The organism is Polaribacter sp., assembly GCF_036480315.1.
In the GTDB taxonomy this organism is placed as follows: domain Bacteria; phylum Bacteroidota; class Bacteroidia; order Flavobacteriales; family Flavobacteriaceae; genus Polaribacter.
This window is the reverse complement of the sequence record NZ_JAZGGG010000013.1, coordinates 23,718-38,079: the sequence shown is the minus strand read 5'-3', so window position 1 is coordinate 38,079 and position 14,362 is coordinate 23,718. Positions and strand designations below refer to the sequence as shown.

The following is a 14,362-nucleotide window of genomic DNA, read 5'->3' as shown; positions in this document are numbered from 1 at the left end:
AAAAAAGGATTTTCACTTCTATCCTTAACGCGAATTTTTAATTATTGAACACTAACTTTAACTCCGTTGAATAATTTTCCTTCACCAGAAACGATATAAGATTCATCAGCATTTAAACCCGATAAAACCTCAACTTGATTCCCATAAGTTCTTCCTAAACGCAACCAACGCAACATTGCTGTATTGCTTTCACTTACTGTATAAACTCCAGATAATTGACCATTTGTTACAATTGCTTCTGTGGGTATTAAAACCAATGATGATTTTACTTTTCTTTCCACAGGAAATTGAACCGTAGAAAACATTCCAGATAAAATATTTGCTTCAGTTTTTGCTAAAGCAATTTTTACCAAATATTGTCCACCAGTATTTTTAGCAGAAGTACTTACTTCGTTAACTTTTCCTTTCAACGTTTTTTTCATAGATTTCACTAAAACATTTACAATTGTTCCTTTCTTAATTTTAGAAATTTCAGTTTCTGGAACCATTGCAATTACTTCAAATACTTTAGGTGTTTCTATACTAATTAATGGCATTCCTGGGTTTGTTATATCTCCACTTTCTATATTCTTACTGGTAATTACACCACTAAAAGGAGCTTTAATATTAGAATATGCGAATTGTGCATTAATTTCGTTTTTTATTTGATTCGCAGATTCTAAACCCGATTTTGCCATTTCATAATTAGCAGTCATGTCATCCATTTCTTTTTGAGTAACACTATTACTTGCAAACAAATTTTTAAAGCGTTTGTAATTTTTCTTTGCATTATTCAAAGCTGTTTGAGCCTTAGTAACACCAGCATTTACTTGTCCTTTCTTTGCTTGTAAATCAGCGTTATGAATAGAAACTAATAACTGACCTTTTCTAACTTTATCTCCAACATTTACGTGTACTTTTTTTACGTAACCCATCATTCTAGTACTTAAATCTGCACTGTTAGAGGCTTGTATTTTTCCACTTATAGATAAAAACTGATTGTCACTATTTATAGCAACTTTACTCACAGTAATTTTAATTGCAGGTGTAGTATCTACTGCTGCTTTTTTCTCTTCACTACCACAACTCACTATAAATAATGATAAAGCAATTAGTGTAATTATATTGATATATTTTTTCATTTCTATTGGTTTTATTTTTTACTGAAAACAGCGACTGTTTAGTGCCTATTCTTTAGTTAAAAATTCTAAATAAGTTTGTGTAAAATTGTATTCGAAAATTGTTTGATAATATTCTAATTGTTTTTGTGCAAATTGAGTTTCAGCCATCAATAAATCAGACGTTTTTTCTAAACCTTCTTTAAATCTATTTTTTCTGATCCTTAAAGATTCTTTAGATTGCTGCACTGCTAAATTTGTTAGATCTAATCTGTTTTTTGCATCAACCAATTGGCGTTTTACTTTATTCAATTCTAAATTACTTTTAGACACGTATTGATTGTATTCTAACTTCGATTTTTCGAATTCTGCTTTACTTTTTTGTGCTTTTCCAAAACGTTTAGATCCCTTAAAAATATCCCAACTTAATTGTGCCCCAATTAAATATCCATTTGCACTTCCTTGAAACAGTTTATTATCATACATTTCATAACTCCCAAAAGCATTTAAACGTGGTAAAAAAGCCATTTTATCTGCTTTATTCATTGCTTCATAAGCTTTAGAGGCTAGTTGCATTGCTTTAATATCTGCTCTATTTTCAGAAATTATTTTGTCATCAATATTAAAACCAACAACTGCTAAACTATCTGTTGGTTTATAAATTACATCATTTTTATCATTCATTAAAAAAGACAAATAATTAGAGGCGTTTTGCACATTACTTTTTGCAGTTTGTAACTGATTTTTAACTTCGGTAACACGTATTTCAACATTCAACACATCTGCACGTTGTAAATACCCTTGATTAAAACTATTTTCTGCCAATTTTTTGTTTTCATTTGCTGTAATCAACGCTTTCTCTAAAACAAGAACACCCTTGTATGCTAATTGCAATTGCATATATGCTTTTTCAACTTCAAAAGACAAATAATCTGTTGTTCTTTCTGTTTGCAAAGACATTGCTTCCATTTTAGATTTTGCTGCTTTTCGTTGATAAAAGCCATCTAAATTAAAAATTGGTTGCTGAATTTCTATTTTCGTAGCAAAATTTTGAGTCTGTGTAGGATTGTTTAATAACGTAGGGTTAAAATCATTCTGGGTTAAAATTCCTTGATTTAATTTAGACCCAAAAGCCATTAATGGATTTGTTGTAGAGATACCTGTATGACTTGCTGTAATATTTGGTAAAAACACAGCGTTTGTTTGCTTATAATCTGCTTTTGCCGCATTAAATCCCTCCTTAGAAATCTTAATTGTAGTATTATTTTCTAAAACTTTAGATAAGACTTCTATTTTTGAAATTGGTTTTATTGTTTGTGAACAAACAAAATTTGTACTCAAAACAAATAAGAATATAACTAGTTTACTAATTGCCCTCATTAAAAATTATTTTATGTAGCAAAAATAGAACTGCTAATAATTTTTAATGGTAACATATGTTACACAGTAAGAAAACTGTAGGATTAATTATCTTTTTTTATAAATTTTATAAAAAACTCCATTTTATTTCTATTATGAAATGAATTATAACATTTAGTGAAAATATCTATAGTAAAATGTGGTTCGAAATAAGTAAGATATTCTTTTTTATTTCCACCAAAAGGCGGATGATCATCATTAAGAATTGCATCAAATAGTAAACCTACTAATTTACCTTTCGGTTTTAAAACGGAATGCATTTTAGATGCATATTTTGATCTTAAAATAGGGTTTAAAGCACAAAAAAATGTTTGTTCTATCACTAAATCAAAAGTATCTTCTAAATCAAAAAAGTTAGTATGTAATAATTGAGATTCAGGGAAGTTAAGAATTCTTTTTTTAATATTTTCTAAAGCAATAGAAGATAAATCTACCACAAAAATATTTTTAAAACCATTATTAAATAAATATTCTGCTTCGTAAGAATTTCCGCCTCCTGGAATTAGAATTTTTAATTCTTTGTTTTCTAGTTGATCAAAATAGGCTTTTAAAGGCGGAGAAATTTCACCTAAATCCCAACCTATTTTATTGTCTTTGTATTTGTTGTTCCAAAAATCTGCTGATAAATCTATCATTATAGTTCTAAAACTTTAATACTGTTTCTAAAAAGCTGAATTTTATTCTCATTTTCTAACTTTTTAAGCAATCTTGAAACGACTACTCTAGAGGTGTGTAAATCTTCAGAGATTTGTTTGTGTGTTGTGGTTAATTCATCATTTTGATTAACCATAGCTTTGTCTTTTAAGTATTTAAAAAGACGTTCATCCATTTTTAAAAATGCAATAGTATCTACAGCTTCTAAAAGTTCATCTACTCTGTTATGATAGCTTTGTAAAATAAATGATTGCCAACTTTTAAAGTTACTTAACCAATCTGTCATTTTCTCTTTTGGCAACATAATCAACTCAACATCTGTTTCTGCTATTGCTCTTATTTTACTTTTGGTTTGCCCCATACAACAAGATAATGTCATGGCACAAGTATCTCCTTTTTCTAAATAATACAAAACCAATTCTTCTCCTTTTTCATCTTCTCGAAGAATTTTAATGGCTCCTGACAATAATAAAGGCATCGATTTTATATAATCTCCAACTTCAATAATTGTAGTTTCTGCAGAAAAAGTTTTAGGAATACCAATATTAGATATTTCTTTAATTAATTCTTCTTCAAAAAGATACCCGAAATTAATATCTAACTTATTTGTCATTTTAGTTTACTTTCTAACTATAAAAATAGTGAAAACCTTTTTAAAAATAAGAAATATCTCTTTTTATTGAAATACCAAAAACTCCAAAAAAAATTTTGGAGTTTTTTTATTTTAAACCAATTTTGTTTACTCGACTTTTTTATCTGTATTCATTAATAAATAAACTGCTACAACAAGACCGATTACAACCAACGCAAAAACTCCAATCATAATTGTACCATTTACCCAAGAAACAAGTGGTAAGTTTAAAAATTTCATATCCTTTAATTTTACTGTAAATTTAAAGGATATTAAAAGTTTAAATTATGATAAAAATCAGTTTTTAGAATTTTACATTTAAAATATCTCCACTTAATTGCAGCAATTTTAATTCTATCAATTTTGCATCGAATTTTACATTATTAAAAGCAGTTTTAGAATTAATGAAGTTAATTTGTGCTTGTCTAAACTCTACTGAAGAAACTTGCCCTAATTTAAAACGTTCTTCTGTTCTCTTGAAGTTGTTTTCTGCAGTTAACACGTTTGTTTCTTGTGCTTTTAAAACGAATAATTGATTTCTATAATTTTCCCAAGTATTCTTTAAGTTATTTTCAACATTTACTTTTTGTTGTTCCAACAATATTTGCTGATTTACTAATGCAATTTTTGCATTTGAAACTCTTGTTTTAGTGCTTCCACCATCAAATAAATTCCAAGATAAACTTAAACCCGCATTTATTCCGCTAAAGGAAGAAGTAGAAGCTCCAAAAAAAGCACCAGCTGGGTTTTCACTTTTATTCCATCCATAAGAAGTATTTAAGCCTAAACTTGGTAAATAATTAGATTTATTTACTTTCACATTAAACTCGCTAATAGCAATATTTTTTTCGTTTTGTTTTAATACCGTATTATTCGACAATGTTTTAATTCTTAGTTCATCAAAAACCAACAATTTGTTAAAAGAAACATTGGTTTCTACATTATAATTCACATCTTTTTGAGTACCTAAAACTACATTTAAACCTCGTTTTGCATTGCTTAATAATTGTTTAGAATTAATTAATGCAATGCTATCATTATTTACATCTACTTCTGCATTTAACAATTCTAATCTGGTAGATTGTCCATATTCATATTGATATTTTGCACGTTGCATTCTTCTTTTAGAAATAGCAAGTGCTTCGCTTAGATTATCTGTATTGTTAGAAAATCTTGCTATTTGAAAATACACTGTAAACAATTGCAGGTACGTATTTTCTATTGTCTCTTTTGCTTGTAACTCTGTTAAGTTATAGGTTTCTTTTAATTGTTGATAATTGTATTTTCTTCCTAATCCATCAAAAATTGTATAATTTAAACTAATTGAAGCATTGTAGGATTTTGTAATTGCTTCATTAGTAGCAGCAACTTCTCCTTCACGTTTATTTGTCTGATCTCCTTTTCTGTAATTTGCACCAGAAGAAGCTGAAACTGTTGGTAAAAAACCAGTGTTATAAATACTTTTATTATTACTAGCAACTTCAATATTATTATTGGCTATTTTAATTCCAAAATTATTTTTTAAAGTAATTTTCAAGGCTTCTTTTTTTGTAAGAATTTCTTGTGAACAAACCTGTAAAGTCGATAAAAAAACGACTAAAATAATTGCTTTCTTATTCAATTTCATAATTGTCTTTTTTAGTCTCTATTTGTAAGTTTTCTTCGTTGTTTTCAGAAATATTATTAATTTCATTTTCATCGAATTTAGATTCTTTAATAGCTCGTTCTACTTCTTCTTTTGTTACATTATTACCTGTAATTAGCCATTTTACATTCACTTTTATTGCATTAGAAACAGATAACATCATTGGCAACATTACCAAGGTTAAAACGGTTGCAATTGCAATACCATACGCAATAGAAATTGCCATTGGTATTAAAAATTGTGCTTGTCTACTTTTTTCGAAAATTAAAGGCGCTAAACCTGCAACTGTTGTTAAAGAAGTTAAGAAAATTGCTCTAAAACGAGATTGACCTGCTTTTACTAAAGCATCATCAAACTTTAAACCTTCTTTTAAATAACTATTGAATTTTCCTATTAACACCAAACCATCATTTACCATAATTCCAATAAGTGCTATAATTCCTAAAAAAGATAAAATACCTAATGCAAAATTGTGGAAATAATGCCCCCAAATAACACCAATCATACTAAAAGGTATCATAATTATTAATAATATTGGTTGACTATAAGAACGAAAAGTAAATGCAATTACAATATAAATCAACAATAAAATAATTGGACCAACAACACCTATAGAATCTGTAGTTTTTTTAGCTTCTCTATTTTGACCTTCGTAAATTGGTTTTACTGTTGGGTATTTAGACAAGATTTCTGGCATAATTACCGTTTTAATATTGTCTAAAATATCGGTTTCACTTGCACTTAAATCTTTTAAGTCTGCCGTAATTTGAATTTCTCTTTTACCTTCTAAATGATTAATAGCAATGTCTCCTCTTTCAATTTTATAGGTTACAATTTCGGAAAATGGAATTCGAGTTCCATTTGGCGCAACAATACGCATGTCATCTAAATCTTTTATAGAAGATCTGTCTTTTTTAGTAAAACGAACCCAAACTTTAATTTCATCTTGACCACGTTGAAAACGCTGTGCTTGAAAACCGAAAAAACCAGCTCTAACTTGAGACATTACTGACTGTAAGTTTAAACCTAATAAATACGCATTGTCTTTTAGCTTAATACTAACTTCTTTAATTCCTGCAGGATCATTATCTGAAACATCTTTTAATAATGGGTTATTTTCTAAATGTTGTTTTAGCTCATCTTTTACTGCTTTTAATTCTGTAATATTATTTCCTAATAAAGAAACTGCAACTGGGCTTCCACCAAAATTACCTCCAGAACCAAAAATTAAACTCTCTACACCGTAAATTTTACCAACTTTATCTCGAATAGAATTGGTGATTTCAGGTGATGAAAAATCTCTTGCTTCTCCTGGTAAAAGATTTACAGTTAAAGTTGCATTTGCACTTCCTGGGCCCACTCTTTTTATAACATTTTCTACAATAGAAATATTACCAGTTTGCTTTTCTGAATATTCTTTTTCTGTTAACCATACTTTTTCTTCTATTGAAGAGATTATAGAATCTGTAATTTTATCATTGGTTCCTTGTGGCATGTTTAATGTAATCTGAATTCGATCACTAGCAATTCTTGGGAAAAAAGAACTTTTTACAACACCACCTTGTAAGGCAGAAAAACTAATTAAGAGTGTAGCTACAAAAACACAAAAAATAAAGAATTTATTTTTTAAAGAAAACTTTAAAAAAGGCACATAATAATTGTCTCTAAACTTTCCTAAAAAAACATCTGCTTTTTTATTTATTTTACTAAAAAACTGATCTATTTTATTGACCTTTTCTAATTCAATTATTTGATTATTTTTTCTGACAATTATTTGATCACTGTTTTCTTCAATAACTTCTACACAAGGATCATTAAAATTAAAATTAGAAGCTAAATTTTCTTCTTTTCTTCTTTTTAAAGCTTTCGAATGTGCAATGTGTGCTGGTAAAATTACCAAGGCTTCAATTAATGAAACTGTTAACGTTAAAATTACAATTGTAGAAACTTCACCAAAGAAACTTCCTATTCTACCATCCACAAAAAAGAAAGTAGAAAAAGCAATTATTGTTGTTAATATTGCAGAAACAATTGGCGGAATTACTTCCATTGTACCATCTATTGCTGCGTTTATTTTAGATTTCCCTAAATCGTAATAATGATGATAAATATTTTCTCCAATTACAATTCCATCATCAACCAAAATACCAATTACAATAATCATCCCAAAAAGTGATAAAACATTTATGGTAACATCAAATTGAGCAGCAAACATAAACATACCAAAAAAAGCTACTGGTAAACCAAAAGCGACCCAAAGTGCCAAGCGTAAGTTTAAAAATAAAGCCAAGAAAAAAAGCACTAAAAGTATACCTACAATACCGTTTTCTATCAATAATTTTGTTCTTCCATTTAAAGTAATGGAAGCATCGCTAGAAACATTTAATTGTACATTTTGTTGTTTCTGATTGTACTCATGTATATACTCTTTAATTTTATCTGCAGAGGTAATTAAATCTTCATTATTTGTATTACTTACAGTTATATTTATGGCTAGATTCCCGTTATAAAATAATCTGTCTGGATTTTCTGACCAAATATCATTTACAGAAGCAACATCTTTTAAACGAATAATATTCCCAGAAGTTTCTGTTCTAACTATTAAGTTTTGCAACTCTACACCATAATAAGATCTGTTTCTTGCACGAATTAAATAATCTTCATCTGCTGTTTTTATATTACCACCAGTTATTAAAATATTCGAATTTCTAATGGCAGTAGAAACTTCAGTAAAAGACATATTATAGGCTCGTAAATCACTTTCTCGAACTGCAATTTCTATTTCTTCATCTGGAAAACCAGAAATAGCAACTTGCGAAATTCCATCGATTCCACGAATGTCATTTTCGATATTTCTAGCATATTGTTTTAAAGATTTTAGCGCTACATTTTCTCCACTAACTGTAAAACTAATGGTTGGTCTTATGCTTTCTACTTTTGCAATAACTGGTGGCTCCATTCCCGAAGGGAAAGAAGGAACTCTATCTACGGCATTTTTTACATCAGATAAAACAACATCTATATTTTTACCTTTTTCTACCTCAACATTTACACTTGCAGAATTTTCTCTAGACACAGAAGTAACTCTTTCTACACCAACAATTCCTTTTAAATTATCTTCAATTTTTAAGACGACACCTTCTTCCATTTCTGCTGGTGAAGCACCTGGATAGATTAAGCTAATTCTAATTAATTGTGAATCTACCAGTGGAAAAAAGGAAGATTTCATACTAACTGCACCTACTGCACCAAAAATTATAAATGCAAAAATCATTACATTTACAGCAACAGGATATTTTATAAAATAAGTAATTATTTTTTTCATTTAATGCTGAATTTATTTCAGTAACTATTTATTTTTATTGATTTTCACAATCATACCATCAAATGCTCCTGGAAGTGTTTGCGTTAAAATCTGGTCGTTATTCTCTAAGCCTTTAATAATTACTTTTTCAGATCCAAAATAAACAGGTTTTACTTTTACCAAACTTAAAACAGTATCATTTTTAACTGTGTAAACTGCATTATTATCAACCAACAATTTTCTAGAAATTTCTATAGATTCACTTTCAGATTTTGCAACTAAATAAGCTTCTAAAAACATCCCTTCTTTTAAGTCTTTATGTTTTACATCAATAAAAGCTTTAATTGTTTGTGAAATTTGATCTACTTTTCCATTTACTCTAACTACTTTTCCAGAATAGTTCTTCGTTTTTTCTAGATTAGAAAGCGCTACTGCATTTCCAACTTTTAATAAATCTGCAAATTTAGAATTGATAGAAACTTCCATTTCATAAATACTTGGATCTATAAATTCTCCTAATTTTTGTCCGACTCTAACCAATGTTCCAGGGCTTACTAATGCTTCTGTTATCGTACCAGAAAAAGGTGCTTTTATACGATGTTTGGCAAAACGAACTTCTAGATTTTTAACATTATAATAAGCCGTTAAAATACCTCTACCAGAAATAAAATATTTTTCTTTATCAGTTGTAAATTTTGGTAATTTTGGTGTCGATTTATTAATGTCGAAACTTTTTAAATAGTTTTCCCACTTGCTAAATTCTGTTGTATAATCTAGTCTTAAGTCTGGCATAATTGCAGTAATTAAATTATACAAATTACTTTTTTGAGATTGTAAACCTGCATAAAATTCATCACTATTTAAACTTAATAAAGTTTCGCCTCTATAATATTTTGTTCCAGGTTTAAAAGCTTTATTAGAAGTCTTTAAAATTCCTTGAACTTCAGAAAATAAGTCAATTTTATTTTTTGCAACCAAGTTTCCGCTAGCAGAAAGAATAATAGGAATTTCCTTGTTTTCTACATTCTGTACAAAAACAGTTTTTATTTGTTTCTTAAACTTTGGTTTTGGTTTTTGATTTTTTTCTACCAAACGATTTCCAAAAAAGACAGCAGCTGCAACAGTTAAAACTCCTAGAATAGCTAAAATTATTTTTCTCATGTATAGTTAATTAAATATGTTCTGCTTTTGAGCAAAAATTGGTTTGTATTTTTTTAAATATTTTTATTATCTGTTGTTTTTCTTCTAAAGAAATATTTTGTTCCATTGTTGTTATTAAATTCTGAATAACTGGTTTTGTTTTTTTAAAAACTTCTTTTCCGAATTGAGTCAAATAAACATTTTTAATACGCTTATCTTCTTTACTATGTTCTCTAAAAATGTATTTTTTACTTTCCATTTTAGTAAGTAAACGTGTTAACGAAGACTTATTTCTTAATGTTAGAAAAGCGAGTTCATTTTGATTTAAACCATCTTGATCGTGCAGCTTCTTAAGCACAATCATTTGTTCTTTGGTAAGATCTAAGCTATTTGATTTAAATGATTCCTGAATAAAATAATCTACCAGTTTCCCTGTTTTCCCTAACCAAGGACCAATAGAATTTTCAAAATCGATATCTTTTATTTCTTTTTTCACAGTGCAAATGTAGCTATAAACATTAATTAGTTGCATGTGCAACTAATTAATGTTTTGTTAAAAAAAAGTTATAAATGAGTTTGTTTAAGTAAAATTTAAAAAACCACTTTTTTTTAGCATCTTTATATCTTCAAAAAAGAGTAAAAATGTCTTCTAACTTTAGAATTTCTCGTGCTTTTAAAAATGCAAAAAGAATTTGTTTTAATGCAGATTCTAGATTTGTGTTTTTTAGCGATTCTCATAGAGGAGACAATGGTTTTGCAGATGATTTTGCGCATAACCGAAACATGTTTAAACATGCATTAGAGCATTACTATAAAAACGATTTTACCTATATTGAGTTGGGCGATGGAGATGAACTTTGGGAAAACAGAATCTTCTCAAAAATATTTAAAGCCAATAAACACATTTATTTGTGGTTGAAAAAATTTCATGATAAAAACCGGTTGCACTTCATTTGGGGTAATCATGATATGAAATATAAAAACCCAGCTGAAATTCGTAAGAACTTACATTATTATTACGACTCTGTAACAGAATCGAAAAAAGAGCTACTAATAGGTGCATCTTTTTCTGAAGCAATTGTTTTAGAAGATGAAAATACTGGAAAAGGAATTTTTCTTTTACACGGTCATCAAGCAGACTGGTTTAATTATGTATTTTGGAGGTTTAGTAGTTTTTTGGTAAAAGTACTTTGGAAACCTTTGCAAATATTAGGTTTTTCGGACCCAACAAGTCCAGCTCAAAATTTTAGAGAACGCATAAAAGTAGAATATAAATTAGAAAAATGGATTCAAGAAAACAACAATCAAATGATGATTACAGGTCACACACACAGACCTCGTTTTCCTGATAAAAATGAAATTCCGTTTTTTAATGATGGTAGTTGTGTACACCCAAGATCTATTACAGGTATTGAAATTGAAAACAATGAAATTTGCCTTATAAAATGGCACATTATAACTTTAGAAAACGGAACTTTGCAAATAAAGAGAACCATTTTAGAAGGCCCAGAAAACTTAACACATTATATGAATTAATTTGATTTGCTGCACTAACACAAATAATGCATTATTTTTTACTTCGGTAGATGAAATCTCTGAAGAAATTTGGCAATCCTTAAATTGCGAAAGCAATATCTATTTTCAAAGAGATTTTTTAAAATCTATTGAAAAAAATCATCCAAAAATTACATTTTCTTATATCGTTTTAGTGAATGATAAGAATGAACCAACAGCTCTTGCTTCCATTCAAATAATAGATTTTTTGATAGACGGAATTAGAAATGATTTAGAACTTCTAATTAGAAAACTGAAGAATATAGCGAGAAAACTACACATTTTTCCTAATAAAAAACCTTTAAAATTATTAATTGCTGGTAATACTTTTGTGAGTGGTGAACATGGTGTTTTTATCAACCAAAATCAAGATAAAAAAACCATTATTAAAGAGTTAGCAAAAGCAATTCTTCACTTTGTAAAAAGTGATAAAAAGTTAAAAATTGATGCATTTCTATTAAAAGATTTTATAAATGAATCTTTATTTATTACGGATGAATTAAAGGATTTTAATTATCATCCGTTTTCTGTTGAACCAAACATGATGCTTAAAATTGATGAAAATTGGCGAAATTTTGATGATTACTTAGCAGCAATGAAAACCAAGTTTAGAGTAAAAGCAAGAAAAGCTTTTAAGCAAAGTATTGAAATTAGAATTGAAGAAGTTACCGCAGAAAACATTGTAAATCAACTGCCAGAAATGACTAATTTATACAAAAAAGTTGCTTCGAATGCAGATTTTAATTTGGGAGATTTTAATTTAGAGACATACAAAGATTTAAAAGAAAAATTAGACGAAAACTATGTACTAAAAACCTACTGGTTAGACGATAAAATTGTAGGTTTTATTTCTGGTGTAATCAATAATAAGTCTTTAGATGCTCATTTTGTAGGTATTGACTATCAACTAAATAGAGAGTATGCAATCTACCAGAGAATGTTATATGATTACATAGAAATTGCTATTAATAAAAAATTAAACATTTTAAATTTTGGAAGAACTGCTAGCGAGATTAAAAGCTCTGTTGGTGCAATTCCACAAGATTTAACCATGTATTTACGTCATAAAAAAAGTATAAAAAATAGAATTTTAAAGTTATTTTTACAAAGAATTCAACCAACACCTTTTCAACAGAAATTTCCATTTAAAAAGTAACCAACACCTATGAAAAACAACAAAGAACTTATAGATCTTTTAAATTTAGAAGATTTAGGAAATAATATTTTTTCTGGCGAAAGTGTTACTATTGGAAGTCCGAATGTTTTTGGAGGTCAAGTTTTGGCGCAATCTTTAAATGCAGCTTATAGAACCGTTTCAGAAACACGTTTTGTAAACTCATTACACGGCTACTTTTTAGAAGCTGGTAATTTATTAATTCCTATAAATTATCATGTAGAAGAAGTTAGAAATGGTGGTAGTTTTTCTACAAGAAGAGTTACTGCAAAACAAAAAGATAGCACTATTTTTATTTTGGCGGCTTCTTTTCATAAGCAAGAAGAAGGTTTTGAGCATCAAGTTAAAATGAAAAGTAACTTAAAACAACCAGAAGAGTTATTAAGTTGGGAAGATATGGTTACTCAATTTGGAGACTTTTTACCTAAATCCATCAAGTCTTTTTTAAGTATTGAACGCCCTATTGATTTTAAACCAGTACACATTCCTAATCCTTTAGAACCAGAAAACAGAGAAGCTACAGAAGACATCTGGTTTAAATTAAAAGGGGATGTCCCAAAAATGGATTTAGCTTTAAAGCACCAAATTCTAACCTATATTTCTGATTATAATGTATTAAATGCTGCTTTTAACCCAAATGCAAAAGAGTATAATTTTGGAAATACCCAAACTGCAAGTTTAGATCATTCTATGTGGTTTTTTAGAGATTTCGATTTTAATGATTGGATGCTTTTTTCTGCAGAATCACCAAATACGTATGGTGCAAGAGGTTTGGCTAAAGGAAATATTTTTACAAGAAATGGTAAATTAGTTGCTTCTTTTGCACAAGAAGGATTAATGCGTCCTAAAAAATAGGTAATCTAAAGTGTTGTCAGTTCGAGTGATTTTTGAAGAATGAAAAAATTGTATTGAGAACCAATTAAAAACTTCTCGATACAATTTCGTTGAAAAAACGAAATCACTCGAAGTGACAGTGAAAATAAAAAAAATAACAAAATTATGAATGATGCTTTAACATACGTTGTAACCACTAATGGTTTACTTTTTTTATTGAGTTTTATTTTTTGGAAATTTCCGCCAAAAAAAATCAATAGTCTTTATGGATATAAAACTCCAAAAGCGATGTTAAATCAACAAATTTGGGATTTTGCAAATAGCACTTTTAATAACAGTTTATTAATTTACGCTGGTATTTCATTTATTGCTGGTTTATTTTTTGCAACTTTTGTAAAAGCTGAACTAACTTGGCAACCAATGGCATTTGTTTTTTTATCAGTAATTGTAAGCATTGTAAAAACAGAACGAGCTTTGACCGATAATTTTACAGATGAAGGGAAAAAAAAGAAGTAACGATGAAAAAATTGTCCTTAAAAAAATATTATCTAAATTAAATTTACTTCCTGTTATTGAGCAAGTTAATTTTTATCGTGAGAAATTAAAAAATAAAGAAAGTAATAATTTATTTAGGAAAAATAATCCAAATGTTAAGCTTCCTCCAGATTTCTATTTATATGAAACTTTTAACATGAATTACAAAAGTTTTTATACAAATGGAGTTCCTACAGCTGCATGGATTGTAGACTTTATCAAAGAATTTAAAGAGTTAAAAAATATTTCAATTTTAGATTGGGGTTGTGGAACAGGAAGAATTATTAGGCATTTACCTTCTCTTTTAGATAAAACAAATTCTTTTTACGGTACAGATTACAATAACAAATATGTAAAATGGTGTACTGAAATTTAA

Annotated in this window: 14 protein-coding genes; 5 read left to right on the top strand and 9 right to left on the bottom strand. The window is 28.3% G+C overall.

Annotation, left to right across the window (positions count from 1 at the left end):
- Nucleotides 1–41: 41 nt before the first annotated feature.
- The 9 genes from V3V28_RS02480 to V3V28_RS02440 all read right to left on the bottom strand — a co-directional run bounded on the left by V3V28_RS02480 (nucleotide 42) and on the right by V3V28_RS02440 (nucleotide 10,386).
- Nucleotides 42–1,121: an efflux RND transporter periplasmic adaptor subunit gene (locus tag V3V28_RS02480; RefSeq protein WP_331363439.1), complete on the bottom strand. Its 1,080-nt coding sequence runs from the start codon at nucleotides 1,119–1,121 to the stop codon at nucleotides 42–44.
- Between the two features lie 45 nt (nucleotides 1,122–1,166).
- A complete protein-coding gene (locus V3V28_RS02475; RefSeq protein WP_331363438.1) occupies nucleotides 1,167–2,477 on the bottom strand; it encodes a TolC family protein in 1,311 nt (436 codons plus the stop codon).
- 83 nt (nucleotides 2,478–2,560) lie between these two features.
- The gene (locus V3V28_RS02470) at nucleotides 2,561–3,148 is read right to left on the bottom strand and encodes a methyltransferase domain-containing protein (protein ID WP_331363468.1); all 588 of its coding nucleotides are present in this window, start codon (nucleotides 3,146–3,148) and stop codon (nucleotides 2,561–2,563) included.
- A gap of 2 nt (nucleotides 3,149–3,150) precedes the next feature.
- Complete coding sequence (locus tag V3V28_RS02465; RefSeq protein ID WP_331363437.1) at nucleotides 3,151–3,783, bottom strand: Crp/Fnr family transcriptional regulator; 633 nt, start codon at nucleotides 3,781–3,783, stop codon at nucleotides 3,151–3,153.
- A 126-nt stretch (nucleotides 3,784–3,909) separates the two neighbouring features.
- Nucleotides 3,910–4,041 carry a hypothetical protein gene (locus V3V28_RS02460; RefSeq protein WP_331363436.1) on the bottom strand — a complete coding sequence of 44 codons (132 nt, stop codon included), beginning with the start codon at nucleotides 4,039–4,041 and terminating at the stop codon, nucleotides 3,910–3,912.
- A 64-nt stretch (nucleotides 4,042–4,105) separates the two neighbouring features.
- Nucleotides 4,106–5,428, bottom strand: a complete 1,323-nt coding sequence (locus tag V3V28_RS02455; RefSeq protein WP_331363435.1) for a TolC family protein — start codon at nucleotides 5,426–5,428, stop codon at nucleotides 4,106–4,108.
- Nucleotides 5,415–8,771: an efflux RND transporter permease subunit gene (locus V3V28_RS02450; RefSeq protein ID WP_331363434.1), complete on the bottom strand. Its 3,357-nt coding sequence runs from the start codon at nucleotides 8,769–8,771 to the stop codon at nucleotides 5,415–5,417. Before V3V28_RS02450 ends, V3V28_RS02455 begins: the two co-directional genes overlap by 14 nt.
- Before the next feature lie 24 nt (nucleotides 8,772–8,795).
- Entirely contained in the window at nucleotides 8,796–9,911 is a 1,116-nt protein-coding gene (locus V3V28_RS02445) for an efflux RND transporter periplasmic adaptor subunit (protein ID WP_331363433.1), read from the bottom strand.
- Nucleotides 9,912–9,921: 10 nt separating this feature from the next.
- Nucleotides 9,922–10,386: a MarR family winged helix-turn-helix transcriptional regulator gene (locus V3V28_RS02440; RefSeq protein ID WP_331363432.1), complete on the bottom strand. Its 465-nt coding sequence runs from the start codon at nucleotides 10,384–10,386 to the stop codon at nucleotides 9,922–9,924.
- A 146-nt stretch (nucleotides 10,387–10,532) separates the two neighbouring features.
- Here V3V28_RS02440 and V3V28_RS02435 point away from each other — a divergent pair, with 146 nt between their 5' ends.
- The 5 genes from V3V28_RS02435 (at nucleotide 10,533) to V3V28_RS02415 (ending at nucleotide 14,362) form a co-directional block, all read left to right on the top strand.
- Entirely contained in the window at nucleotides 10,533–11,426 is an 894-nt protein-coding gene (locus V3V28_RS02435) for a metallophosphoesterase (protein ID WP_331363431.1), read from the top strand.
- A gap of 1 nt (nucleotide 11,427) precedes the next feature.
- Nucleotides 11,428–12,600: a GNAT family N-acetyltransferase gene (locus V3V28_RS02430; protein WP_331363430.1), complete on the top strand. Its 1,173-nt coding sequence runs from the start codon at nucleotides 11,428–11,430 to the stop codon at nucleotides 12,598–12,600.
- Nucleotides 12,601–12,609: 9 nt separating this feature from the next.
- Nucleotides 12,610–13,473, top strand: a complete 864-nt coding sequence (locus V3V28_RS02425; protein WP_331363429.1) for an acyl-CoA thioesterase — start codon at nucleotides 12,610–12,612, stop codon at nucleotides 13,471–13,473.
- 144 nt (nucleotides 13,474–13,617) lie between these two features.
- Nucleotides 13,618–13,968, top strand: a complete 351-nt coding sequence (locus V3V28_RS02420) for an SdpI family protein (RefSeq protein WP_331363428.1) — start codon at nucleotides 13,618–13,620, stop codon at nucleotides 13,966–13,968.
- On the top strand, nucleotides 13,946–14,362 hold the full coding sequence (locus V3V28_RS02415) for a hypothetical protein (protein ID WP_331363427.1): 417 nt from the start codon (nucleotides 13,946–13,948) through the stop codon (nucleotides 14,360–14,362). Before V3V28_RS02420 ends, V3V28_RS02415 begins: the two co-directional genes overlap by 23 nt.

Coding starts and splice junctions, on each gene's coding strand:
- V3V28_RS02455 (WP_331363435.1), bottom strand. CDS start 5,428: ATGAAATTGAATAAGAAAGCAATTATTTTAGTCGTTTTTTTATCGACT.
- V3V28_RS02480 (WP_331363439.1), bottom strand. CDS start 1,121: ATGAAAAAATATATCAATATAATTACACTAATTGCTTTATCATTATTT.
- V3V28_RS02450 (WP_331363434.1), bottom strand. CDS start 8,771: ATGAAAAAAATAATTACTTATTTTATAAAATATCCTGTTGCTGTAAAT.
- V3V28_RS02435 (WP_331363431.1), top strand. CDS start 10,533: ATGTCTTCTAACTTTAGAATTTCTCGTGCTTTTAAAAATGCAAAAAGA.
- V3V28_RS02475 (WP_331363438.1), bottom strand. CDS start 2,477: ATGAGGGCAATTAGTAAACTAGTTATATTCTTATTTGTTTTGAGTACA.
- V3V28_RS02445 (WP_331363433.1), bottom strand. CDS start 9,911: ATGAGAAAAATAATTTTAGCTATTCTAGGAGTTTTAACTGTTGCAGCT.
- V3V28_RS02460 (WP_331363436.1), bottom strand. CDS start 4,041: ATGAAATTTTTAAACTTACCACTTGTTTCTTGGGTAAATGGTACAATT.
- V3V28_RS02425 (WP_331363429.1), top strand. CDS start 12,610: ATGAAAAACAACAAAGAACTTATAGATCTTTTAAATTTAGAAGATTTA.
- V3V28_RS02465 (WP_331363437.1), bottom strand. CDS start 3,783: ATGACAAATAAGTTAGATATTAATTTCGGGTATCTTTTTGAAGAAGAA.
- V3V28_RS02415 (WP_331363427.1), top strand. CDS start 13,946: ATGAAGGGAAAAAAAAGAAGTAACGATGAAAAAATTGTCCTTAAAAAA.
- V3V28_RS02420 (WP_331363428.1), top strand. CDS start 13,618: ATGAATGATGCTTTAACATACGTTGTAACCACTAATGGTTTACTTTTT.